This window comes from Candidatus Woesearchaeota archaeon (assembly GCA_003694805.1).
GTDB lineage: Archaea > Nanobdellota > Nanobdellia > Woesearchaeales > J110 > J110.
Genome location: RFJU01000131.1, coordinates 1 through 21,425 on the forward strand (window position 1 = coordinate 1; position 21,425 = coordinate 21,425).

At 51.3% G+C, this 21,425-nt stretch carries 24 protein-coding genes, 1 rRNA gene and 1 other RNA gene; 16 read left to right on the forward strand and 10 right to left on the reverse strand.

Going from position 1 to position 21,425, the window contains the following annotated elements; translation table 11 throughout:
* Positions 1 to 331: D-glycero-beta-D-manno-heptose-7-phosphate kinase (locus D6783_04630; protein ID RME52382.1), on the forward strand; the 331-nt coding region annotated here is incomplete at its 5' end.
* A gap of 37 nt (positions 332 to 368) precedes the next feature.
* Positions 369 to 485: ribosomal RNA gene (gene rrf / locus D6783_04635) — 5S ribosomal RNA — on the forward strand.
* 99 nt (positions 486 to 584) lie between these two features.
* Here the strand turns inward: rrf and D6783_04640 are convergent.
* From D6783_04640 to D6783_04660, 5 genes are all read right to left on the reverse strand, one after another.
* Positions 585 to 797 carry a hypothetical protein gene (locus tag D6783_04640; protein ID RME52383.1) on the reverse strand — a complete coding sequence of 71 codons (213 nt, stop codon included), beginning with the start codon at positions 795 to 797 and terminating at the stop codon, positions 585 to 587.
* A 45-nt stretch (positions 798 to 842) separates the two neighbouring features.
* Positions 843 to 1,397 (reverse strand): hypothetical protein, encoded by a 555-nt coding sequence (locus D6783_04645; protein RME52384.1) that lies wholly within the window; start codon positions 1,395 to 1,397, stop codon positions 843 to 845.
* A gap of 11 nt (positions 1,398 to 1,408) precedes the next feature.
* Complete coding sequence (locus D6783_04650; protein ID RME52385.1) at positions 1,409 to 2,308, reverse strand: RsmB/NOP family class I SAM-dependent RNA methyltransferase; 900 nt, start codon at positions 2,306 to 2,308, stop codon at positions 1,409 to 1,411.
* Positions 2,301 to 3,455 carry a hypothetical protein gene (locus D6783_04655; protein RME52386.1) on the reverse strand — a complete coding sequence of 385 codons (1,155 nt, stop codon included), beginning with the start codon at positions 3,453 to 3,455 and terminating at the stop codon, positions 2,301 to 2,303. Before D6783_04655 ends, D6783_04650 begins: the two co-directional genes overlap by 8 nt.
* A gap of 174 nt (positions 3,456 to 3,629) precedes the next feature.
* Positions 3,630 to 3,854 carry a hypothetical protein gene (locus D6783_04660; protein ID RME52387.1) on the reverse strand — a complete coding sequence of 75 codons (225 nt, stop codon included), beginning with the start codon at positions 3,852 to 3,854 and terminating at the stop codon, positions 3,630 to 3,632.
* A gap of 21 nt (positions 3,855 to 3,875) precedes the next feature.
* Here D6783_04660 and D6783_04665 point away from each other — a divergent pair, with 21 nt between their 5' ends.
* From D6783_04665 to D6783_04700, 8 genes are all read left to right on the forward strand, one after another.
* Entirely contained in the window at positions 3,876 to 4,775 is a 900-nt protein-coding gene (locus tag D6783_04665; GenBank protein RME52388.1) for a hypothetical protein, read from the forward strand.
* A 9-nt stretch (positions 4,776 to 4,784) separates the two neighbouring features.
* On the forward strand, positions 4,785 to 5,231 hold the full coding sequence (locus D6783_04670; GenBank protein ID RME52389.1) for a DoxX family protein: 447 nt from the start codon (positions 4,785 to 4,787) through the stop codon (positions 5,229 to 5,231).
* 165 nt (positions 5,232 to 5,396) lie between these two features.
* Positions 5,397 to 5,736: RNase P RNA component (gene rnpB, locus D6783_04675), an RNA gene on the forward strand.
* Between the two features lie 759 nt (positions 5,737 to 6,495).
* A complete protein-coding gene (locus tag D6783_04680; protein ID RME52390.1) occupies positions 6,496 to 6,672 on the forward strand; it encodes a preprotein translocase subunit Sec61beta in 177 nt (58 codons plus the stop codon).
* 65 nt (positions 6,673 to 6,737) lie between these two features.
* On the forward strand, positions 6,738 to 7,091 hold the full coding sequence (locus D6783_04685; GenBank protein ID RME52391.1) for a nascent polypeptide-associated complex protein: 354 nt from the start codon (positions 6,738 to 6,740) through the stop codon (positions 7,089 to 7,091).
* Positions 7,092 to 7,142: 51 nt separating this feature from the next.
* Positions 7,143 to 9,605: a hypothetical protein gene (locus D6783_04690; GenBank protein ID RME52392.1), complete on the forward strand. Its 2,463-nt coding sequence runs from the start codon at positions 7,143 to 7,145 to the stop codon at positions 9,603 to 9,605.
* Positions 9,606 to 9,715: 110 nt separating this feature from the next.
* The gene (locus tag D6783_04695) at positions 9,716 to 10,201 is read left to right on the forward strand and encodes a hypothetical protein (GenBank protein ID RME52393.1); all 486 of its coding nucleotides are present in this window, start codon (positions 9,716 to 9,718) and stop codon (positions 10,199 to 10,201) included.
* On the forward strand, positions 10,185 to 10,664 hold the full coding sequence (locus D6783_04700) for a hypothetical protein (protein ID RME52394.1): 480 nt from the start codon (positions 10,185 to 10,187) through the stop codon (positions 10,662 to 10,664). Before D6783_04695 ends, D6783_04700 begins: the two co-directional genes overlap by 17 nt.
* Before the next feature lie 70 nt (positions 10,665 to 10,734).
* Here the strand turns inward: D6783_04700 and D6783_04705 are convergent, their stop codons facing one another.
* Positions 10,735 to 11,610, reverse strand: a complete 876-nt coding sequence (locus D6783_04705; GenBank protein RME52395.1) for a Fe-S cluster assembly protein HesB — start codon at positions 11,608 to 11,610, stop codon at positions 10,735 to 10,737.
* Between the two features lie 62 nt (positions 11,611 to 11,672).
* Between D6783_04705 and D6783_04710 the strand changes: the two genes are divergently transcribed.
* The 3 genes from D6783_04710 (at position 11,673) to D6783_04720 (ending at position 14,154) form a co-directional block, all read left to right on the forward strand.
* The gene (locus tag D6783_04710; GenBank protein ID RME52396.1) at positions 11,673 to 12,812 is read left to right on the forward strand and encodes a hypothetical protein; all 1,140 of its coding nucleotides are present in this window, start codon (positions 11,673 to 11,675) and stop codon (positions 12,810 to 12,812) included.
* A gap of 146 nt (positions 12,813 to 12,958) precedes the next feature.
* Positions 12,959 to 13,648: a hypothetical protein gene (locus tag D6783_04715; GenBank protein ID RME52397.1), complete on the forward strand. Its 690-nt coding sequence runs from the start codon at positions 12,959 to 12,961 to the stop codon at positions 13,646 to 13,648.
* Entirely contained in the window at positions 13,645 to 14,154 is a 510-nt protein-coding gene (locus D6783_04720; GenBank protein ID RME52398.1) for a TIGR00270 family protein, read from the forward strand. Before D6783_04715 ends, D6783_04720 begins: the two co-directional genes overlap by 4 nt.
* A 40-nt stretch (positions 14,155 to 14,194) precedes the next feature.
* Here the strand turns inward: D6783_04720 and D6783_04725 are convergent, their stop codons facing one another.
* The 3 genes from D6783_04725 to D6783_04735 form a co-directional block, all read right to left on the reverse strand.
* Positions 14,195 to 15,826, reverse strand: coding sequence for a hypothetical protein (locus tag D6783_04725; protein RME52399.1), 1,632 nt, complete (start codon positions 15,824 to 15,826; stop codon positions 14,195 to 14,197).
* A gap of 142 nt (positions 15,827 to 15,968) precedes the next feature.
* A complete protein-coding gene (locus D6783_04730; protein ID RME52400.1) occupies positions 15,969 to 17,489 on the reverse strand; it encodes a hypothetical protein in 1,521 nt (506 codons plus the stop codon).
* On the reverse strand, positions 17,416 to 18,177 hold the full coding sequence (locus D6783_04735; GenBank protein RME52401.1) for a hypothetical protein: 762 nt from the start codon (positions 18,175 to 18,177) through the stop codon (positions 17,416 to 17,418). Before D6783_04735 ends, D6783_04730 begins: the two co-directional genes overlap by 74 nt.
* A gap of 297 nt (positions 18,178 to 18,474) precedes the next feature.
* On the opposite strand from D6783_04735, the gene D6783_04740 reads away from it, so the two are divergent.
* Together D6783_04740 and groL are read left to right on the forward strand one after the other, a co-directional pair.
* Positions 18,475 to 18,759, forward strand: coding sequence for a co-chaperone GroES (locus D6783_04740; GenBank protein RME52457.1), 285 nt, complete (start codon positions 18,475 to 18,477; stop codon positions 18,757 to 18,759).
* Positions 18,760 to 18,852: 93 nt separating this feature from the next.
* Positions 18,853 to 20,463: a chaperonin GroEL gene (gene groL / locus D6783_04745; protein RME52402.1), complete on the forward strand. Its 1,611-nt coding sequence runs from the start codon at positions 18,853 to 18,855 to the stop codon at positions 20,461 to 20,463.
* Between the two features lie 116 nt (positions 20,464 to 20,579).
* Here the strand turns inward: groL and D6783_04750 are convergent, their stop codons facing one another.
* Positions 20,580 to 21,038, reverse strand: a complete 459-nt coding sequence (locus tag D6783_04750) for a hypothetical protein (GenBank protein RME52403.1) — start codon at positions 21,036 to 21,038, stop codon at positions 20,580 to 20,582.
* Between D6783_04750 and D6783_04755 the strand changes: the two genes are divergently transcribed.
* Positions 21,037 to 21,348, forward strand: coding sequence for a hypothetical protein (locus D6783_04755; protein ID RME52404.1), 312 nt, complete (start codon positions 21,037 to 21,039; stop codon positions 21,346 to 21,348). The genes D6783_04750 and D6783_04755 overlap by 2 nt on opposite strands.
* The last annotated feature ends 77 nt before the right edge of the window (positions 21,349 to 21,425 follow it).

Genomic DNA, 21,425 nt, shown 5'->3' on the forward strand with positions numbered 1-21,425 from the left:
AGATTGCATTAAGGAAGTTGGTTCTAAGCTCCAAAAAATTACAAAAAGTGACGTTGTAATCACTCAAGGCAAGGAAGGGATGAGCGTGTTTGAAAAAAACAATTTTTTCCATATTCCTACAAAAGCAAAAGAGGTCTTTGACGTTAGTGGTGCGGGAGACACAGTTTCTGCATTTATTGCTCTAGGCCTCACATGTAACTTGCCTTTAAGAGATGCTGCTGAGTTAGCTTCGTGCGCCGCATCTGTTGTTATTCGAAAAAGCGGCACTGCAGTTTGTAGCAAACGAGAATTGTTAGAAGAAATAAAAAAAGAGAATCACATTTTAAATTAAATGAAAAAGCTTAAAAATCATAAGAGATTGCCTCCGCTCGGACGGCCAAAGTGGCCAGGTTCCACCCGTTCCCATTTCGAACACGGAAGTTAAACTGGCCGACGTATCGGGGTGTACTGCGTTTTTGCGCGGGAAACCCGATTCGCTGTCCACCTTTTTTTCTTGTTGAGTGTTTGCTTGAGAAGGTGTTGGTTGAGTTGAAAAAAAGAAAGAAAAGAGAGCGGGGTGCTTTTTTGTTGTTCTTGTCTTTTTTTTAGGTGAGGAGGTCTGTTCCTGGTTGGATGTTGATGTCGTCGATGTCGAGAGTTTCTTGGTTGTCGAGGATGGCTTGGTAGTACGTGATGGGGCGTATGTGTGTGATGCTTGTTCTGTGGATGAGGTACTTGCCGTCCTTTGATTTGCGTAGTTGTGTTTCTATGAGGGGCATTTTTCGTAGTTGGTTTTCTTTTTTCTTAGTTAAGGCCATTGTGTTTTCACCTCGGTTGGTTGTAGAACGAGTGGGGGTTGTTTGCTAGATAGGTGTTTTGCCTTTTTTTGCGGAAAGCTTTCGGGTGAGTTTGGAAAGGTGGCGTGGAGGGGGTATGTTGCTCATGTTGGTGTAGTGCTTTGCGGCTTGGTTGATTTCGTATCGGATGGTTTGTGGGGGCCACCCTGCTGCGAGGAGGTGTGATGCTATGGCGTCGAGGGGTGCTCCGCGTGCGAGTTCTCGGGCGATATATGCTTGGAGTGGTGTTGGCTTGGTTTCTTCTTTGTTTTCGTTGTTGTCGTGTAGTGTTGTGAGGAGTTCTTGTCCTGGTTGGGGGATGAGTTCTATGTCGTGTTTGTGGGGGAGGGTGAGGTAAATGATGACGAGGAGGGTGAGGATGAGCAGGGTTATTGCGCCCGTGTAGAGGAGGAATGTTGGTTGTTGGGCGGGCGTGGTGGCTGGTTGGGGTGGTGCGGTGGCGAGTCCTGTGTCTTTGCCGAGGGTGATGAGGACAGTTGTTGCGAGTATGATGATGAAGAGGGAGACGAAGGCGGTGCTGTTTTGGGTTGCTTTTGGCGTGTTTTTTTCTTGGTTGTTCATCGTTGTGTGTTTTATGGTTTTGTGGGTTTTTTTATTTTTGCGTAGAAGAATCCTTCGGTTCCGGTTTTGTCTGGCCAGAGGCGTTTGGTTCGGGCGAGGAGGGGGTTGAGCGTGTGGCCGAAGATCGTTGTGAGGCCGTGGTCGCCTATTGGTGTGTTGATGGGTTCGAGGGTGGCTGTTGGGTATTTGTTGAGGAACCAGTTGATGACGAGTTCGTTTTCTTCTGGTTCAAGGCTGCAGGTGCTGTAGAGCAGGGTGCCTCCGGGTTTGAGGCAGTGCCATGCTGCTTTGAGGAGTTCGCGTTGGGTTTTTGCGAGGTGTTTGAAGGTGTCGATGGTTTTGTTTTCCGGCCAGGTTTTGTCTGCTGGCCAGTTCCCACTGCAGGGAGCGTCGAGGAGGATGGAGTGGTAGGTTTTTCCTAGGTCTGTTGCGAATCGGGCGTCTTTTCTGTAGGTGATGGCGTTGGTGACGCCACAGCGTTCGAGATTGTTGCGGAGGGTGGTGAGGCGTTTGGTTTTGATGTCAAGGCAGGTGAGGACACCCGTGTTTTGCATGATTTGGGCGAGGTGGGTGCTCTTGCTTCCGGGTGCTGCTGCCATGTCGATGACGGAGGTGTTGGGTGCGGGGTTGAGGATTTCTGCTGCGAGTTGGGAGGCGGCTCCTTGGAGGTAGTAGTAGCCTTGGAGGTATTCGGGTGTCGCTCCGAGGGAGAACGGGGCAGAATACCAGTAGCCATGTTTGAGCCAGGGTATGCGTGTTAGGCGTGCACCTTTGCGTTTGAGGCGGGTTGTGAGTTGTTGGGGCGTTGTTTTGAGGGTGTTGATGCGAATGGCTGGTCGGGGTGTTGTTGTTTCTGGGTTGAAGGCGTGGCCGAGTTGTTCGTATCGTTTGAGGAAGAGTGCTTTATGCATTGGGGAGGTCGATGGTGAGTGTGCCTTTGTGCTCGTCTATGACGATGATGCGGGGGTGTTTTTTGGCGTAGTTCTTGGCGGCTTCCCATCCTTTGGTGTTTTTGAGGTTGTTAATAGTGTCAAGGATGGTTTGGAGTTCTTGGTAGTGTTGGTAGATGAGTTCTCCTTTTTTTTGGTTTTGTTCTGCACTTTTTTCTAGGCCGCGGAGGTGTTTTTCTTGTTCGGTGATGATGCGGTTGATTTTTGTTTGTTTGTGGTTGTGTTCTTCGTGTTTTTTGTTGGCTTCGTTTTGGAGGATGGTTGGCATGAGGGTCTTTTCGATTGCTTCGCTGAACGTTGTTGTTGCGGTTTGGTTGGTGTGTGTTGTGAAGGGGATGGGTGTTGGGCCTTGGTCGCTGATGTGTGGTTGTGGTTTTTCTGTGGCGATGGTGCTGAGTTGTTCGTGGATTTTTTTGGCGTCGGCTTCGGTGATGGTTGTTTTGTTCTTGTCTATGTTTGCTCGTTGGCAGAGTTCTTCGGCCCACTTGCCGCCCAGAGAGAGTTTGGTCGCGAGTATTTTGACGATGCTCTCGTTCTTAGTTGTTGTGATGATGTTGGAGAGTTCTTGAAGAGTGAGGGTGAGGGGGTTGGTTGCTTGCGGGGGCGGGGTGTAGGGGCTTCCTCCGCGTATGGTTCTGTCTTTGAAGGTGTGCGTGTGGAGGGGGCTGATGATGGTGCCGTCTGCTCTGGTGTGGATGAGGTTGCCGGGGGGGATGAGTTCGATGTGGAGGTGTTTGGTTTCTCCTGTTCGTTGGAGCGTTATGGTGAGGATGCGTTCGAATCCTTCTTGTTGTATTGCGGTGATGCGTGCTTGGCGGAGGTGTTTGCGCAGGAAGATGCAGTAGCCCGGGGGTGTTTGTGGAAAGGCGGGTTTTTGGTGGGTGAGGAAGAGGGCGTGGGGGAGGTCGAGGTAGAGGTTGTGTCTTCCTTTGTTGGGGACGTGGATGGTGAAGTAGAAAATTGTTGTTCCTTTTTGGTAGATTTTGTCGATTTTTCCTCCGGTGAGTGTCGTGTTGAGTTCTTTGGCGAGAAAGAAGAGGTCCATAGCGGTGAGTGTGAGTGGCGTGCTTGTTGTTGGGTTGTCTGGCTTTGTGTTTTTTTTGTTCATCGTTGGTTTTTTGGTGAGTGTTGGGTTATTGTGAGTTATAAATGCTGTGTTTGGTTCTTGAGTGTTTTAATGGGTTTTTAATGAGGTTCGGGGTTGGTTGTGTGTTTGCAAAAAGAAGGAAATATTTAAAAAACAGAGGTTTTCTTTCTTTGCAAAAAATGTTTTCATTGTCGTTCAGGGGTGGTTTTCTTGTCTCGTAGTGGTCTCGTTGTTTGGGTTGTCGCGGTGGTTGTTGGGTTGTTGGCGGTGGTGTTTTTTCCTGAGGGCGGTTTGTTGAAGCAGGACAACAGTCCTGTCGTTGGGAGCAGCGATGTTGTTGAGGCGCAGGTCGGAACCCGTGTTGCAGGAGGGAGTGGTGTTGGTGGGGAGGTGCTCTCTGCAGAGGTTGTTTCTCTTCATGATTCGCAGGAGGATTGCTGGATGATCATTGATGGTAGCGTGTATGACGTGACAGGCTTTATTTCGGAGCATCCTGGGGGTGCGGGGGAGATCGTGACTCGTTGTGGTGAGGACGCGTCTGATGCCTTTGTGACAAAGGGTGGTAAAGGAAAGGATCATTCTGCCTTTGCGTACGAGCTTCTTGCGAAGTACTTTATAGGGCGTGTCGGGGATGTTGCGAGTGATGGTCAGAGTGAACGTGGCGCTGCGAGTGGGGGCGGCAGTTCTAAAGCAGGAGAAGCGGGAGGGAGTGGTTTGAACGTCGCGGTTCCTGACAGGCAGGATGAGGAAGTGAAAGAGGTTGAGAACGTAAAAGCGCCTTCTGCTGATGTTTCAAGCGGGGGCGTTTCTGGTAGTGTTGCGAGTGATGTTTCGTGTACTGAGGAGGAGGTTTCGTTGCATGCTTCCAAGGACGATTGTTGGATGATCATTGACGGTAAGGTGTATGACATTACGGCGTTTTTTAGGAAGCATCCTGGAGGGGATAAGAACCTTTTGAAGGGGTGTGGCTTGGACGCGTCTCGTTTGTATGATGGAAGTGCTGGTCCGCATAAGCATAGCGCCGCTGCGAGGGCGTTGCTCGATGATTTTTTCTTATGTACTGTTGGCGGGTCGGCGCCAGTTGGGGGTGCTGCTGGCTCGTCTTCTCGCTCCTCTTCCAGCTCGGCTCCTAGTTCGTCATCTCAGGAGTCGCCAAGCGGGGGCGATGATTGCGGGAGTGTTGAGGATTGCGTCGTAGAGGATGCGCTTCGTCGGTTTCCTTCTTGTAATTTCAAGAAAGTGGAGCGCGAGGACTGGGGGTTTAACGTTGTTTTGAAATGTGGTGAAGAGGTGAAGGTGAAATACGATCGTTCAGGACGGTTTTTAGAGGTTGATGATTGAACGGAGAAGGTGATTGTTGTGGGAGTTGTTGCTTGGGTGGGGCGTTTTGGTGTGCTGGTTGAGTCTTGGCTGAATCGTTTTCGTTGGCTTGGCTTGACGCTCGTGAGGGGCGGTGTCTCGTTGGTTTTTTTGTATTTTAGCTTGGTGCAGTTAAAGTCGCCGCAGGTGTACGCGGGTTTCCTGCCTGGTTTTGCCGCGTTTTTGCCGTTGAGGCCTGTCGCGTTGGTGTACTTGAATGGTTTGTTTGAAGTGTTCTTTGGTTTGCTTTTGTTGGTTGGGTGGCGGACGAGGTTGGCTGCGTTCTTGCTCGGGGTTCACTTGTTGGGTATTACGGTAAGTATTGGGTTGACGGATATTGGTGTGCGGGATTTTGGTTTGGCGGTGGCAACGCTTTCTGTGGTCTTGAGCGGTCCTGACAGGTTGTGTTTGGAGTTTGAAGCGCCTAAGCGAGACTAGTGGGAAGGGCGCGTTGCTCGTTCATGTTCTTGTTTATTTTTCGTATTGTTGGTTTTTGAGGTTTGTTGGACAGCCCTTGAGAAGCACCCGCCCTCCCACGAAATATGTTGCCATATAGAAAATAATTTTATTTAAATACTTAGGTAGTTCTTCCCCTTGCTTGGTGTGATGCTGCAGTCCACCGTCGGTTCCCTTCCTTCACAAGGGAGGGTGCTGAGGAAAGTCCGCCCACCGACAAAACGTGACCGTGCGAAAGCGCGGGCGTCGAGAGGCGCGGCAACCGCTCAGAAACGAAACCCCCTGTGCTTAAGGGAATGATGCGTGCGAAGGCATCGGTGACGATGCTGAGCTAACCCGCTGACGTCGGCACAGGAACGGTTGAAACGGCGAGCCCTCACGGGTGCAAGTCCTTCGAGACGCTTAGTTGAATGTGGACAACGGCCATCGCCGCACGGCATCAAGGCGCGCGGTTTGGGCCGTACAAAAGGCGGCTTACCAGCATCACACCACTTCACCTACTTCACGAAGACTTGGCAAGGAAGAGGTCGTACAGAGGAAACAAGCTTGTGCTTCCGAAGAAGAGGAACAAACCGCCATGATCTCGAGAGTTATTTTCAAGGACGATCACCGCGGCCTGGAGTTTGAGGTTGGGACATTCAAGAAAACGTTCTCAATAGGAGAGAAGGTCCCGCCAGAGAGCATTAATTACCACCCCCTCACTAATCACGCTAATCATTCTTCCGGCGCCTATCAAAAAAGCAGTGTTGAGAGAAGCGAAAAGCCACCGTTTTTGGAAGTGTGGGGTAAGGAGCGAGTAATGCGTGCGGGCGATGAAGGCAAGGAGGAGCTCATCTATATTCGAGAGCCGTACTTCTTCGTGGCATTTATCATGGAAGAAGAGAGCGAGCAGGGAGGTGGAAGATTAGAAACAATCGTCGCGACAGAAACCTTACTTTGGAAGGACGTCCCCCAACCCGGTGAAAAAGTCGCCACGATTTCTCTCGCTTCGCCAGCTTCGAAAGAGAGTTCGCTTGGCCGCGTTGAGAGGTATGAAGTAACGCGCCAAGAGCTTCGACCGCACGCGAGGAGTCTGCAGCCTGACATCCTTTGCTACGTCAAGCCCGAGCGCGATGAACCTTAGACGTCGAGATTGCCCCCGCGCAGGACGCGGGAGGTGCACGACCCCTTCGAACGGTGAAAAACACTATTTCTCCTTCCCCCGTGAAGAGAACTTTTTTAAATAACGCTTGCTTTCTTTGAAGGCATGGCGAGAAAGGATAAAATTGCGATGCCCAGTTCCGGGGCTGGCATTACGCGGTATTTTGATGAGATTAAATCACGCTACGAGCTCAAGCCGGAACACGTGATGGTTTTGTGCATCATTGTCGTGCTTATTGTGATCAGTCTGCACGTGCTCTGGCCAATCGGTGCTGGGCCGTGAGCGTGCCAACCCTCCCCCTTTACGTTCGCAATTGCCAGCATTCTCGCCTGGAGCTTTGAGTTGCTATGATGCCTGGAATGGATCCTCGGATGATGCGCCAAGCGATGAAACGCATGGGCATCCAACAAGAAGTGGTTGAAGACGCTGAGGAAGTGCTTATTCGTTGTTCTGATCGCGAGATTGTTATTACGAACCCTCAGGTCTCAAAAGTTGTGATGATGGGGCAGGTCACCTACCAGGTCGTGGGGGAGGTTGTTGAGCGTTCCCTTGATACGACACCAGACATTTCTGATGAGGATATTGCGACGGTTGTTGAACAGACTGGTTGCAGCGAGGAAACAGCGAAGCGGGTTCTTGAAGAAACGAAAGGGGACTTGGCGGAGAGCATCCTAAAGCTCAAAGAAGACAAAAAAGGCTGAGAGGAGGCCGGTCGAGAACGCTTTTTTCCCTTTCACAAGCCGGTTTCCCAAATTCCCAATAGTTTTTTATACACTTCTGTCTTTGCAGCAGGAAAAGAAGAGGTGGGACTTACGGGTCATAATGGTACTATCGCCTTGTTTGTAGCCCTGGCCGTTGTCGCTGGGACTGTCTTCTCGATTGCTGCCGGGAACGGAGCGGGCGGGAGTTATGTGGACAGCGATTTTGACGGCGTGAGCGATGCTGTTGACAAATGTCCCTTCACGTTTGGAACATTTTGTGCAGGGTGCCCTCCCCTCCCGTGCAATCCTACGTGCCAAGAACTGCTGTGTACCGAGAGCGGTCCGGCGTGTGTAAACCTTCCTGAAGGCGTCGAGTGTGGCTTTGAAGATTGCAGCGTGCTTGACAACGGGTGCCGCTCGTATGAGAACGCGGAGCGGTGGTGTTCGAACGGGGTGTGTGGTAAGGGCGTGTGTAATGCGTACGTGAAGGCGCCGGTGGGTACGCCATGCGTCACGAGGAAAGGGTTTGCGGGGGCTTGCGACGAGTTCGGGGTGTGCAGTTCTGAGGAGGACCGCTACCTTCCTATTTTTGATAGGGATAAGGACACGATACTGGATGAGGAGGATAATTGTGTCGTCTTGTTCAATCCGCGCCAGCAAGATTTTGACGAGGATGGCGTTGGGGACGTGTGCGACGAGGATGCCGACGGGGACGGCGTTCTTGACCGTGAGGATCGTTGTTGGGAGACTCGGTCAGGGCAGGTTGTTGATGCGTTCGGGTGTAGTTGTGAGCAGAAGACGTGTTCTGACCGTGGCCCGTGCACGGATGTTGTTTGCGATGCTTCTTCAGCGGCTTGCGTCGCTTCTATTGCTGCTGGGAGAGCGTGCTTCCTTGGTCAAGGTGCTGGTTGGGGGATTTGTGGGCTTGATGGTGTTTGTCACGAGGCAGACGTGGAAATCGAGAGCAATGAATCAAGCAATGGCAGCACAGGTTCTTGTGTGGAAGGAGAGGTTGTTCCTTGTGGCTTGAGTGTTGGGGAGTGCAGGCAGGGAACGAGGGTTTGCTTGGGAGGCAGTTTTAGTGCTTGTCGGGGCGAGAAGAAGCCTGCCTTGGTGGATGTTTGCTTTGATGGGTTGGATAATGATTGTGATGGAGTTGTTGATGAGGGGTGTGGCGAGTCTTTGCAGTGTGCCGCTTCCGAAACATGCGGAAACCTTGTTGATGATGATTGTAACGGCGTTATTGATGACGGGTGTGGGTGTCTTGAGTACGAGTTCTGCGCCGATAATTTCGATAATGATTGCGACGGCTTGGCTGACTGCAAAGACCCTGATTGCGCCAGTGATGCCGATTGCGGGGCGCCTTGTCCTCAAGGGCTTCGGAGATGTGGCGATGCGTGTGTTAACATCCAGGAAGACGGAAGAAACTGCGGGGGTTGCGGGGTCGTGTGTGATCCTGGTTCGTTCTGCCAGGACGGTTTTTGTGTTCAGGAACGCGCGTGTTCGGTCGCGTGTAGGAGGGATAGTGACTGCGGCGCTGGCGAGTACTGCTTGCGGAAAGGTTCGTGCGCCGCCACGTGCGAAGCTCGCGTCCCTATCAATGAAGATTTGCACGAGGAGCTTGCTTCCTTGTTTCGTGAAGTTGTTGCTGCAGCAGAGTTGAAGACGTGGGTGGAAGAGGCAGGAAGCCAGTTCGTCGGCGTGGTGAAGTCTCGCTTTGCGTTTCCCTTGTACAACGTGACTGTCGTGATTGACGGGCCTGAAGAGCTCGTTCCGGGTCCGCAGGCCATTCATGGAGGCGTCCTCACGAGGAGGGAGCGGCCTTTTGAAGTGGTGTTGCCTTTCTTTGAGGGGTATGGTGAAGTTCGTGTCGATCCTTTGCTCTTGGATCCGAGAAGAGTTAACCATGTCGTTTTTTTTGTGAAGGAGAATAAACAGGTTCAAGAGGAAGTCCTTGCAAGCCGTGCTGTCGCGTTGCTGGGCGAGTATCGCTTGTTCTTGGCGCGAGAAGAGGAGCGAAGAGGGACGAGGGGGACGAGGTTGGTGTTTTCCCTCATCCCGCAAAAGGGAAGAAAACTCTTGGACACGTACGCGCTTGTCCGGCTTCCTCCTTGTGTTACGCAGGGCTTGCCCGGCATCGTCTTTGAGGAAGGGAATGTCCAGGCTGTCCGCCAACCCAGCTTGCATAGCATTTCTTTTGGGGACGTGAGTGGAAGAGAATCAGCTTCGTTATACGTTCCGTTCTTGGTGAGCCAGTCTTGTATTGAGCAGGTGCAAGGAGTCGTTGTTGCAAGGCGAGTGGTTCGGCGTCCTTGGCTGTTCTGGGTTCCGCCGCTAGCGTTTGCCGTCTTTCTTGTAGGCTTGGGCGTTTTAGAAACGATTCGGAGGAGGAGGCAGCCGCCGATGCTGAGCGAAGAAGAGTTTAAGCGCTTGGCAAGGAGAAAGGGGAAGCGTGGCGAGGACGTTGAGCGCGCGTGGAGAAAGTATAGGAATGCGTATAGGAATGCGAGATGAAGCGCGCTCGTGACTTGCCGATGATGCTGGCCCGGATGTAATTTGTTCTCGTCGAGTAAGGCTCGCGCCGACCATAAGATATTTATATTCGCTCCTGCATCCTCTTAGTAATGGAGGACTTCCAGGAAGAGCTCGCGTCTGCAAAAAAGCAGCTGCGCTTGGCGGATCACATGCTTGCCGTCACCTTCCCTTTGTTAAAGGAAACAAAGCTCCTCCTCGCTGTTGTTGACAATTTGTTCAGGGCAGTTGACCACGCCGTTTCTGCACTACTCCGGTTTGAGCGCTACTACAAGCGAATCCCTGCCGTCCCGAGTAGTTTTGAGGGTCGGCTGGCGGTGCTCCGGCTGCGCGTTGGCAAGAGAGTGGGCCTGGAAAGCGAACATTTGCGATTCATCCAGTCGCTGAAGAGCTTGGTGGAGGAGCGAAAGAAGAGCCCTGTCGAGTTTGCGAGGAAGGGGAAAGTGGTTATTTGCTCTTCGACGTATGCTTTGAGGACGTTGAGTGTTGGCGAGTTAAAGAAGCACTTGTCGTCCGCGAAGGGTTTCATAAAGGAAGTTGAGAGGGTTGTAGAAGAACATGATGGAGTCCTTAGTTGATGCGAAAGAAGAGCTCAAGCGCGTTGATCATCAAATCTTTGTGAGTTTGAAGCACACGAGGACGTGCGATGTCCTCATGAATATTATTAATAGAATGGTTGATGCGTACGAGTGTATGATTCGTGCTTTGTTGCGGTACGCCATTGAGTGTAAGTTGCTTGATCAAGAGCCTGTCGGGAAGTTGGAGCGCGCCGAGAAAGTGAAGGCGCTCTTTCCTGAAGAAGTGGTTAAGGATAATATTGGCTTGTATTTTTTGCTCAGAAAGATTCGGAAAGATGAAAACCCGAAGCGAGAGCGCGAGTACCGTCGGCACGTGACGATGACGTGTATTGTGGACCAGCACGAGGAAATTATTAATATTGATATTATCACAAATTATTATTATTTGCAGAGAAAGTTGTTTGATTTTGTGGAAAAGCTCGTTCTTGAGAAGTGGAATGAAGGGAAGAAGATTGATGAATAGGTTATGAGTGGTTGAGAGGGTTCTTCTTGCTCCTTGCTGTCTTTTGGTTTTTGTTTTGTGCTTCCCATGCTTAGTCCGGGAGGGTGATTTGGTTCTTGCGGAAAACAATAATGCCGTCGTTGTGTAGGCTTTCAAGAGCGGCTGCTACGCGTTCTGGAGCGATTTGGAGTTGCTTGGCGAGTTCTTTGCTTGTTGTTTCAAATCCTTCCCTGGAGAGTTTAACGGCGCCTTTGCTGAGGAGGTGTCTGATGATCGCTCCGCGTGCTTGGCGGGTGGATCCTTCAAAAGAGGGTTGCTTCGTTGTGGGGGGTATGTTTGTTGTCTTGCTGGTGAGGACGGTTGCGCCATAGTCCATGAGCGCATTATGCCAGTCGCGTGATCGTCCTTTCGGGATGAGTTGCTTGGCAACGGTTGCGAGGTCTTGGGCTGAGATGGTGTGTGGAAGACTGCATTCGTGGATGAGTACGCGCCTGATGTTCGTGTCTATTACCGGTTCTGGCTTGTTGTATGCGAAGGCAAGGATTGCACTGGCAGTGTAGGCGCCTATCCCTGGGAGGCGTTGGAGGTCTTCTTTGTTGTGGGGTATTTTGTTATTGTGTTCTTGAACGATTCGCTTTGCCGTTTGGAGGAGGCGCAGGGCACGCGCGTTGTATCCGAGACCGGACCAGGCTCGAAGAACGTTTGCGGGGCGTTCTCGAGAAAGGCAGGTGATGGTGGGCCATTGCGAGAGCCATGCGAGATAATACGGTTTGACGCGTTCGACTTGTGTTTGTTGGAGCATGAATTCTGATACAAGAATCGCGTAGGGGTCTTTCGTCTTGCGCCAAGGCAGGTCTCGGGCGTTGCGGGCGTACCACGTGAGGATTTTTTTGTGGAGTTGGCGCCTCGTTTTGAGCGGGATGTGAGGCAGGGCTTCCTTTTTTTCCGGTTTTGGTTTTTTTTGCATGGGCCGTTGGAAGAGAGAAAAAACCTGGGCATTTATAAATTCCTTGCGGATTCTTTCGTTGTATGGATGCTTGTGTTGTTACGGACCCTGGCCTGGAACGCCTTGCTTGTCAAGAGGTTGAGCGCCTCGTGGGAGGCGACCCTGTTGTGAAGAAAGGCATGGTTTTTTTCCGTGTTCAGTCCGCTGAGGAGGCGGTCTTGTTTGCATATCGTTCACTCCTCGCGAGGAGGGTGCTCCTTGTCGTTGGAAGAGGAAGTGTGCGCGAAGGCGTTCATAGCGTGGTGAAGAATATTGAGTGGAAGGTGTTGAAAGCGTTGGTGAAGGATGGCGAAACGTTTGCTGTGCGATGCGAGCGCTTTGGGTTGTACCGTTTTGGGACGATGGAGGCGCAGGAGATCGTTGGGGGCGCGGTGAAGAAGGAACTCCGGGGCGTGAACGTTTCGTTGTCAAACCCTGACGTCCTTCTTTTCTTGTGGATTTGTGATGGTGAGGCAGTGCTTGGTGTTGACGTCGTCAAGGTTGATTTGTCCAAGCGGGCGTACCGCGTTTTTTTGGGTAGTGATTGGTTGAAAGGGTCTTTAGCTTCGGGGGTTTTAGAGCTCGCTGAAGTGAAGGAGGGCGAGGTCTTCCTCGACCCCTTTTGCGGTGCTGGAACGTTATGCATTGAAGCAGCGTTGCGCCTGAGTGGAAGGTCGCCGAGGAGGTATCAAAAAGACTTGTTTGTGAAGGGTTGCAGGCGAGCTTCCAAGGAGGTGGTGCAATCCTTGTTGGACGCTGTTGACAAGAAGGAGGAGGATGCCAAAGATCCTTGCATCTTCGGGTTCGATAGCCGGCTCTCCAGTGTTTCTGCTGCGAGAAAGAACGCGAAGATTGCTGGTGTGCAAAAGCGCATTGCCATTTCTAAAGTGGATGTTGAGTGGATTGACTTGAAGTTCGACGAGGGCGGTGTTGATGTTATTGCCACGTGCCCTCCTCGTGCGAGTAGACTGCTGCCGGAAAGTAAAATTGAAGTGTTGTACAATGAGTTGTTTCATCAGGCGCGCTACGCACTCTCATCGAAAGGCAGGGTGTGTGTTGTGACCAGCGCTCCTGATCACTTAAAAAAACATGCTCAGGCGAGAGGTTTTGCTTTGAGAGCGGAAGTTCAGGTGTGGTCAGGGAAGCAGGAGCTTTGGTTGTTGTTGTGGGAAAAGCGGCCGTGAAACGCGGTCAGGCACGGATCTTTCTTTGTTTTTCTTTGTTTATTTCTTCTCGCTCAGGAGCTGGCTCGCCCAGCGGGCCACTCTTTTGAGGGGCGTTCTTGAAAATGCAAAACATATAAATACTTGTTGAGACTATTCTGGTTTATATGCGAGAGGTGGTCGCGCTTGTGCTTGCCTTGCTTCTTCTCTTGCTGGCAGGCGCTTGTGAAAAACAGGTGACGCACAGAGAAATTGCACCGGTCCCTGCCGATGAGCCGTTGGTTGTGAAAAATGATTCTTCATTGGAGCGTTTATTCCAACAAGACGCCTCGGCTAATAGTGTTGCTGCAAAGGAGAGTTTGCTCAAGCGCTTGTACGATGAGCGGTTGCGGGTGCTCAGGGAGCTTAACAGCATTTATTACGGGCCGCTCTTGAATGCCTCTATCTCGCAAGCTGAGAAGAACATGTTGTATAGGCGAATGGATGAGCTTCGCAAGAAAAAAGAGGAGTACACGAGCGAGATTGTTCAGCTTGAGCAGGAGGTGTCGTTGCTGAAGGCTAAGGAAGAGCGTGAGGAGCGACTGCGTTCGTTGAGAGAGGAGGAAGTCGAATTGGAAGAAGCGTTGGCGTCTTCTAGAAAAACGTTGCTTGCGATTGGCAAGGATATTGTTGACTTGCAAAAACAGGTTGCGAAAACGAGCGATCCGCAGGAGGCAGCATACCTGGCCGAGCAGATTGCTCAATTAAGAACTCAGGAGGTTAAGGAGTTGGAGGAGTTGCAGTCTACGCTTCAGTTGTTGGAGAAGACTCGTTCTGATATTGCTCGTTGGGAAAACCAAGAGGAGGGGATCTCATGAATTGCGACTTGTGTGGTGCCGATAAGGCGTTGGTTAGGGCTGTTGTTGAGGGTGTTGAGCTGAGCGTGTGTGACGCTTGCAGTTCGTTGGGGGAGGTTGTTGCCACCGTCGTATCTAAAGAAGTTGGGAAAGAGAGGGGTGGAGAGGCTCCGCAGAGTACGAGGCCTATAAGGAGAAGGGCGACTGCTTCCTATGTGGAACATCCGGATTCGGGTGAGAGCGAGGAGGTCGTTGTATCTGGAGCAGGGTTGCTTGTGAAGCAGGCGAGGGAACGTTTGGGGTTGAAGCAAGAAGAGTTGGCAAGGCGCTTGGCCATAAAGGAGAGTTTGCTTCACAAAATTGAGAACGGTAGTTTTGAGCCGAGCATTGTTCTGGCACGAAAGCTTGAGCGTTTCTTGAAAATTCGGCTTGTGGAGACGTCGAGCGACATCACCGCTTTCAACGCGGCTGCGACGAGTAGCGAGCCCTTGACGTTGGGAGATGTTCTCTCTGTGAAGAAGCGCTAAATACTTTTTTCTCTTTTTAATTGCTTTGACACAGAGAGGGCTAGTGCCGTTTCGTGTCGGGCGAGGCTGGCTCGGGTGTGGGGTCGTCAAACGTGGTTTGGCGCGGGTACGAATCTGCAAGGAGTTTTCCGTACGGGTAAGGGTACGTGTGAAACAAGATAAGTTTGTGCCTCGGGTTCTCGTCAAGCCACGCGACGAGGGGGGCGTAGTCGCTTTGGTGGAAGATTCTTCCTGCTATTGAACTGGCATTGTATTTTTTTGCTGCGAGAACGAGCTTGCTTGTCTGGCCCGGCGCAGTGATGGTTACATACTGTGTTTTGAGGGGAAAGCTTTTTTCTAATGTGGTGAAGTACTTTGTTGGCGTGTCGTAGTAGAAGGTTGTTGCGTTCATGACAATGATTGTTTCATTTTGGTGCAGGGTAAGCGGTCTTGAGCCGAGGAGTGCTCCTGCCGGTGTTGCAGTGATAGGCGGGTTTCCTATGATTTTGGTTTTGTGGCCCAAGAGGAGATACGTGAATCGGTCTACGGTGCAGGCTACGCGAATGCCTGCTTTTTCGAGATAGTTTGCAGCAGCTATTTTTCCTGGGTGGTCGCAGTCGGCGTAAACGAGGCTCGCGTTGTTCCTGAACGCTTCCGAAACGAGCATGTTGATGCCGTGCGTGTCTACAATGACTGCCAGGTCTTGAGTGAGAAACCTGACTGTGGGGTAGGTAAGTTTGTCTTCAGGTATGGGGAAGGAGAACCTGCCTTTCTCATCTGAAGCGTACCACGTGCCGTTTTTGCGGGCGGCGAGAGCTGTGAGGGCGGGGATGAACGTTGCATCAGAGAGGTGGATTATTTCCTTGATTCGTGCGCCTTCGTGCCAGCCGATGTCTGGCCGGAGGTCTGTTGTGTTGTACACAAGCCGTTCTGAAAAGGTGGTGAGGGGCTCTGCCCATCGTGACGTGTTGAATGGATTGTAGACGCGATAGCTCAGCCAGTCGCGGACGGTCCTGTCTGCTTGGCTCATGATTCGGTCGTTTTTCGTGACAAGGATGCTGTCATCGCCGATAAGTATGCTCGTTGCTCCAGCAAGTTGCTGTGCTAGCGCAGTTGTGTCTGGGTTGATCGTTGCAGGTTTGAATGTGAGATTGGGAGGGGTGTTGTTTGCAAGCGCTTTGATTATGTCTGCCCTCCACTGAACGCCTAGTTGTTGCCAGGAAGCTGCTGCTCGAAGCAGGTGGGTGTTTCGCTGGTTGTCGCAGTTGAGCTCTGCGAGGGTTTCTTGGATGAAAGCGTTTTCAAGGGGGGTTTGAGGGGTTCTTTGTTCGTATTGCCTCGCTGCTTTGCAAAGCAAGGTTGGGCTGTTGAGTATTTTTCCTGCCACGTAGTACCGCTCGGCAGGGTCTATGCCTGGTTCATCGGCAAGTCCTTTCAAGTAGGTTGATTTGTTTGTTTGGAGGTTGTAGAGGAATGTGGTGTAGGTATAGGGCCTGGGCGCGGTTGGGCGGGGCGGCGGGTGAGGATTGTTTTTTTCGGTGATTTCCTCAAGAAGTATTGGAACAACGGTGTTTGTAAACGTGTTTGTTGCTGTGAATCTGCTTGCTTGGTTTGTTCTTGCCGCTTGTTGTGTTGGGAGCACACCTTCTTGGAGTGCTTGGGCGTGTATTGCTGTGGCAAGCGCGGAGAGCATTAGCAGGGCGGTGAGGGCTTTTAGTGTCGGGTTGCTTTTTTTTGACATGTGATTTTTCATGGTTGCGTCGTTGTTATTTTGCGTCGTTGTTATTGTTTCGTATCGTGAGGGAGCGTCGCTGGCGGCGTTGTAGTGGTTAGTGTTACTTGGCTTTGATGTATAGTGTGTGTTTGCACTCGTGCAAATTGAGTGTTCGAACCCCCTGATATTCGTTTTGATATCCATTTTCCTCGCTCGGCCAGTGCGGAACCACTTCTTCGCAGTGTGCATGCCAGCGGGATGCGTTGTGTTGGAGGGCGTTCTTATCACATGTGCTTTCTATGAGCCATGTCGCGTTGGCACATTGTTGTTTTGCATGTGGCGTGGAAGCGGGGAGAAACAGAGGTATCATTTTATTATTGGTAAAGCTTGCAGGGTAAGGCGTTGTTGTTATGCCCAAGCCGTTGGGAAGGTTGGCGAACCATTCCTTGGCAAAAACGCCTTGCGTGTTTGGTTGTGAGGCATAGAGCGTGGCGTTCAAAAAAAGTAATATCCAGCAAAGTTGGAGCGTGGCGAGGAGCATCCACGCTACATCCGTTGGTTTTTTTGTTCGCTCAAGAAAGAGTGCCACGAGTTTCCACCCTTCGAGGTGAAAGAAAATGAAAAAGGGAAGGAGAAGGGCTGTGTTTTCTATGTGTTGGCAGGTGAACAGGAGTGTTGCGGCGCCCGCCGCGGTCATGGTAAGGGCTAAGGTTGAGGCGCTGGTTCTCTTCTTTGGTGCGATCGCGATGCCGATAAGAAGGAACGCTGCGAGGGGGATTTGGAGGAAGAGGGTTGAAGTGAAGAAGGCGAGGTTGGAGAAGGGGTCTGTTTGGCATGTTGTTCCTGAGCTTGTTTGAAAGGTGGTTGTGAAGAGGGTTTGGAGAGGGTTTTGCGCGTAATTGATGGTTGTGATGAGAGGCGGGGCGATGGCAAGGGTGCTGAGGGTTATGAGGATGAGAAGATGTTTCGCAGCGTCGCGTTTTTCTTTTTTGGTCGTGTGCATCGCAACGAGAGGATATCCTTGCCAGAGGGCTGCTGCAAGGAAGAAGGGGGCTGTTTTGAGTGTTGTTGCGAGGGAGAGCGCTATGGCGAGGGCAAGGAGGAGTTTTTGCTTGTTGCTCGCTGCGTAGAGGGCGAGGATGAGAAAGCTGGTTGCTACTGCTTCAGGCAGTCCGAAATTCGTATGAGCGAGGGTTGCTGGAGCAGTTGCTAAGATGAGCGCGCCTATGTTGGCTGCTGTGCTTCGATGGAATTTGCGCAAGAAAAGGTAGAAGAGCAGAGTTGATGTGCCGACGGCGGTTGCAGTAAGCAGGTTGGTGGCGGTGACCGGGTCGACGTGAAGTTTCCAGAGAAGGCCGATGGCGAGGGGGAGGAGGAGTGGCTGGGTCCATACGCCAAATCCTGCTGTGCCGTTGCTGAGGATGTATTTGCCGTAGGCGATGGTGAGTGCTTCGCTCCATTGGGGGAGCTGCATTGTGCTTGCTATGGCGACTCGAAGGGTTACTACGCCAAGAAAAAGGAAAACAAGAAGGGTGTTTCTTGAAAGCGTGTGCCAGCAAAAGGCGGTTTCAGTTCGGGCTTGGCGGGTGCTGGTTTTGGTTTGAGCGAGTTTGATTGGTTTGGGTGAGTTGCGGTTTTGCATTGTTGTTAGGATTTGTTTTGTTCTGCTCGAGTGCGTTTTTTTGTTTGAGTTTTTGGGCGAGAATAGATTCTATTTCTGTTGTGGTGAGGAAGTGCGGGTAGACTTCGCCGTCGATGATGACCGTGGGGGCCGTGGTAACGTGGTAGATTTGCTTGATGGCCCTGGTTACCGGGTTTTCCATGTTTATGTCGTAAGGGTAGGTTCTCACGAAGGGGTATTTTCTTCTGATGTAGGTGAGGATGACTCCTTGTTGTTCGCAGGAGGGGCAGTCTCCCTTGTTGCTGTAAAAGTAGATTATGAGGGTGAGGTTATTGTTGCATTGTCTTTGTGAGCGTTGCATTAAGAGCCAGTGGCGGGCTTGGAGGAGGGAGTAGTAGTTTTTGAGGCTGACAACTTCTTTGTTGTCTTTTCCGAGTTGGTTTTCCATAAAGGTCAGTTTTTGGGAAACGTCGTAGAGTTCGTCCGTGAGCTCCCCGGTTTCTATGGCTTGGCAGGGATCTTCTGCAAAGATTGCGTATTGGATTTCTATGCCGAGGACGTCGAGGCGCAAGTCTCGTTCAAGCTCTTCTACGTGGGATAGTTTTTGTTCGGCGAAGGTATTACCGATGAAAATGCCAATAACAAATATGGCGATGGTAAGAAGGAGGGAGACGAGGTATTTGCTCTTATTAATACGCCTTCGTTGCATACTGCTTGAACGGGTTTGTTAAAAGTTTAAAAAATATTGGGTGTGAGCTGGGTGTGAGATCAGGCCTCGTGCCTGGTTGTTTTTTCGTCGTTCCCGTTCGTTCCCGTTGTTTTCTCCCCCCCCCCAACCCCCTTTGCCGTGTGTTGAATTGAAATCAACAGGGAAAAATTTATAAATGATGAGCGCATTCCTTGGTTGTTGATTTAAAGTCAACGAAATGACTTGAGTTGTTTCGTGACAGGTTTCAGCAAGAAGGGTTTTCGGCAAGCTCACAAAAAAGCACGGAGGGAGAGAGCAATGAAGTTTAAGCCATTAGGAGAACGAGTTTTACTCAAACCCGAAAAAGAAGAAGAAAAAACCAAGGGCGGCATCTACATTCCTGACACAGCAAAGGAGAAGAAGAAGCAGGGAGAAGTCCTTGCTGTCGGCACGTACACAAAGGGGCCGAACGCAGGAAAGCCCCTGCCGCTCTCCAAAGGCGATAAGGTGCTCTATGGCGGGTACAGCGCTGATGAAATTGAAGTTGACGGAGAAGAGTTCGTCTTCGTTGACTTCAAGGATGTTTTAGCAAAAATAGAATAAGGAGGGGTAGCAATCCTCCCCGCTGCAAGTTCGCATTGGGAACGAAAAGAGGGAAAAAAAACAGAAAAAAGAATTGGATGGGGTGAAGAGAAAATGGCCAGTAAACAAATCATGTTTGACGAGAGTGCCAGGCAGGCGCTGCTTCGAGGTATTGACAAGGTTGCCAACACGGTGAAAGTTACGCTCGGCCCAAAAGGGCGCAACGTCGTTCTTGACAAGACAACCGCGCCAGTCATCACGAATGACGGCGTCACCATTGCCAAGGAAATCGAGTTGAAGGACAAGTTCGAGAACATAGGAGCGAAGCTCGTCAAAGAAGTTGCGACACAAACGCAAGACAACGCGGGAGATGGGACTACGACTGCGACGCTGCTCGCGCAAGCCATGGTTCGAGCAGGCCTCAAAAACATCACCGCAGGTGCAAACCCTATCGAGATTAAGCGAGGAATTGACGCCGCGGTAGAGCATGTTGTTGCGTACTTGAAAAAGAAGAGCGTCCCGGTCAAAGACAAGGAGAAAATCACGCAGGTCGCGACGATTTCCGCAAATAACGACGAGAAGATGGGCAAGCTCATCGCTGATGCTATGGAGAAAGTAGGCAATAATGGCGTCATTACGGTCGAGGAGGCAAAGTCGATGGAGACGTCTCTTGAGGTCGTTGAGGGAATGCAGTTCGACAGAGGCTTCGTCTCGCCGTACATGGCCACCGATCAGGAGAAGATGGAGTGTTTCTTGGAGAACCCCTATATTCTTATCACCGACAAGAAGATTAGCAGTATGAAAGACTTGGTGCCCGTCTTGGAAACCGTTGCGCAGGCGGGAAAGCCGTTGCTCATCATTGCTGATGACGTCGAAGGCGAAGCGCTCGCGACGTTGGTCATTAACATTTTGCGGGGGGCACTGAAAGTTTGTGCGGTGAAGGCTCCCGGGTTTGGCGATGACCAGAAGGCGATGTTGGAAGACATTGCCATCTTAACCGGTGGAAAGGTCGTTTCTGAAGACACGGGCATGAAGCTTGAGCACGTGACGCTCGACACGCTCGGCTCGGCAGGGAAGGTTCGGGTTGACAAGGAAAAAACCGTTATTATTGAAGGAAAAGGAGACCAAAAGGCCATCCAGCTCCGTATCAAGCAGCTTGAGAACCAGATTGCAACAGAAGAGAGCAAGTATACAAAAGAAGAGCTTCAAAAGCGTCTGGGAAAGCTCTCTGGAGGCGTGGCGGTGATCAACGTTGGCGCGGCGACTGAGACTGAGATGAAGGAGAAGAAGCTGCGCATTGACGACGCGCTTCAGGCTACCAAGGCAGCCGTTGAGGAAGGCGTCGTGACTGGCGGAGGGTTGATGCTCTACCACGCGATAAAAGAGTTGGACGCGCTCAAGCTCGACAATGATCAGCGCGTCGGGAAGGATATTGTGAAACGCGCTCTTGAAGAGCCGATCCGTCAGATTGCAAGAAACGCAGGGCGAGACGGGGCCGAAGTGCTCGCCAGGCTCGCGACGGAGAAAGATGAGCACGTCGGGTACAACGCAAAAAAGGACACGTTTGAAAACTTGTTCAAAGCGGGCGTTATTGACCCGGCAAAGGTGGTGCGTTCCGCTTTGCAAAATGCTGCAAGCATTGCAGGCATGGTCTTAACGACCGAGTCGGTCGTGACGGAGTTTGACGAGGAGAAGGACGAGAAGACGCCTGCAATCATCATATAAGCATTCAGGAATGAACACGTGTGGTACGAACTCGTGTGGTTCGTGTCGTGACCGCCTTGCTACACCCTAACTTTTTTTGTTTTTTTCTTCTCTTTGATTCTTTAGAACGATGTCCTTTATGCGCCGGGAGGCCCGGGGGGGCGTTGCGTGGAGGGCTGCGCGTTCTTGCTTTGATCGCTAATGCGTTCGCCGTCTTCAAAGACTTGCTCGCGAACAACTTTCCAGTTTTGGAAGGTTAGCTTGACCGTGAACGTGCTCATTTCCTGCTTTGTTTCCGTGTTCGTTTCTGTGTTGTTCGTATCATCTTGCGAGCCGGGTGCTGGTGCTTTGTAGTTGAGTGTGACATCGTAGCACCCGTTGCATTCCCTTGGTTCAACGCTGGTAACAACAAGTCCTTCCCCTCCTGCACGGTATTGCTCTGAGGCTTTAACGTGGGCTTTTGCTAGGGCCTTGGCGCGTGCGTCAGCTTCGGGATAGACGCGTTCTTGCACCGTGTTTTGTGCACAGCTGGAAAGCACGAACAATGCAACGATGGCAATGAGGAAGATAGTCTGCATGTTTTTTGCTTTTTGCATGGTGTTTTGCACCTCTCGCGTAGTTGTTCTTGCGGGAAGGGATGTGCGTGAAGTATTTAAAACCTCTGAGGGACGAGCCTTGGGTGTGACGAGAGCGCATGGACAAGAGCGCATGCGCCAACAGCACTACAGCACACCGCCCTGGCAGGAGAAAAAAAGCAAAAGAGAAGGAAGAGGAGCGCTTGAGAAGAAGGTTATAAAAAAAAGAGAAAATAAAAAAGAGAAAAAAAGCCCTGTGCGTGCTGGTATGGCCTGCACAAGCCAGTTTGTTTCTTTACTGCTTCGACTTGTGTTTGTGAAGCAAGGTTAGGCCCACCAGGATTAAAAATACAGGCCACCAAGGCAGCGCCGTAAACACCCAGGCGAACGCTCGTGGCACCCATGTTG

Bases quoted from the DNA above. Each gene is read 5' to 3' on its own strand.
- D6783_04695 (RME52393.1), top strand. From the start codon at position 9,716: ATGGAGGACTTCCAGGAAGAGCTCGCGTCTGCAAAAAAGCAGCTGCGC.
- D6783_04720 (RME52398.1), top strand. From the start codon at position 13,645: ATGAATTGCGACTTGTGTGGTGCCGATAAGGCGTTGGTTAGGGCTGTT.
- D6783_04660 (RME52387.1), bottom strand. From the start codon at position 3,854: ATGAAGAGAAACAACCTCTGCAGAGAGCACCTCCCCACCAACACCACT.
- D6783_04650 (RME52385.1), bottom strand. From the start codon at position 2,308: ATGCATAAAGCACTCTTCCTCAAACGATACGAACAACTCGGCCACGCC.
- groL (RME52402.1), top strand. From the start codon at position 18,853: ATGGCCAGTAAACAAATCATGTTTGACGAGAGTGCCAGGCAGGCGCTG.
- D6783_04655 (RME52386.1), bottom strand. From the start codon at position 3,455: ATGAACAAAAAAAACACAAAGCCAGACAACCCAACAACAAGCACGCCA.
- D6783_04755 (RME52404.1), top strand. From the start codon at position 21,037: ATGGTGTTTTGCACCTCTCGCGTAGTTGTTCTTGCGGGAAGGGATGTG.
- D6783_04710 (RME52396.1), top strand. From the start codon at position 11,673: ATGGATGCTTGTGTTGTTACGGACCCTGGCCTGGAACGCCTTGCTTGT.
- D6783_04735 (RME52401.1), bottom strand. From the start codon at position 18,177: ATGCAACGAAGGCGTATTAATAAGAGCAAATACCTCGTCTCCCTCCTT.
- D6783_04685 (RME52391.1), top strand. From the start codon at position 6,738: ATGATGCCTGGAATGGATCCTCGGATGATGCGCCAAGCGATGAAACGC.
- D6783_04730 (RME52400.1), bottom strand. From the start codon at position 17,489: ATGCAAAACCGCAACTCACCCAAACCAATCAAACTCGCTCAAACCAAA.
- D6783_04750 (RME52403.1), bottom strand. From the start codon at position 21,038: ATGCAAAAAGCAAAAAACATGCAGACTATCTTCCTCATTGCCATCGTT.
- D6783_04700 (RME52394.1), top strand. From the start codon at position 10,185: ATGGAGTCCTTAGTTGATGCGAAAGAAGAGCTCAAGCGCGTTGATCAT.
- D6783_04665 (RME52388.1), top strand. From the start codon at position 3,876: ATGATCATTGATGGTAGCGTGTATGACGTGACAGGCTTTATTTCGGAG.
- D6783_04725 (RME52399.1), bottom strand. From the start codon at position 15,826: ATGCTCTCCGCGCTTGCCACAGCAATACACGCCCAAGCACTCCAAGAA.
- D6783_04740 (RME52457.1), top strand. From the start codon at position 18,475: ATGAAGTTTAAGCCATTAGGAGAACGAGTTTTACTCAAACCCGAAAAA.
- D6783_04705 (RME52395.1), bottom strand. From the start codon at position 11,610: ATGCAAAAAAAACCAAAACCGGAAAAAAAGGAAGCCCTGCCTCACATC.
- D6783_04715 (RME52397.1), top strand. From the start codon at position 12,959: ATGCGAGAGGTGGTCGCGCTTGTGCTTGCCTTGCTTCTTCTCTTGCTG.
- D6783_04680 (RME52390.1), top strand. From the start codon at position 6,496: ATGGCGAGAAAGGATAAAATTGCGATGCCCAGTTCCGGGGCTGGCATT.
- D6783_04640 (RME52383.1), bottom strand. From the start codon at position 797: ATGGCCTTAACTAAGAAAAAAGAAAACCAACTACGAAAAATGCCCCTC.
- D6783_04645 (RME52384.1), bottom strand. From the start codon at position 1,397: ATGAACAACCAAGAAAAAAACACGCCAAAAGCAACCCAAAACAGCACC.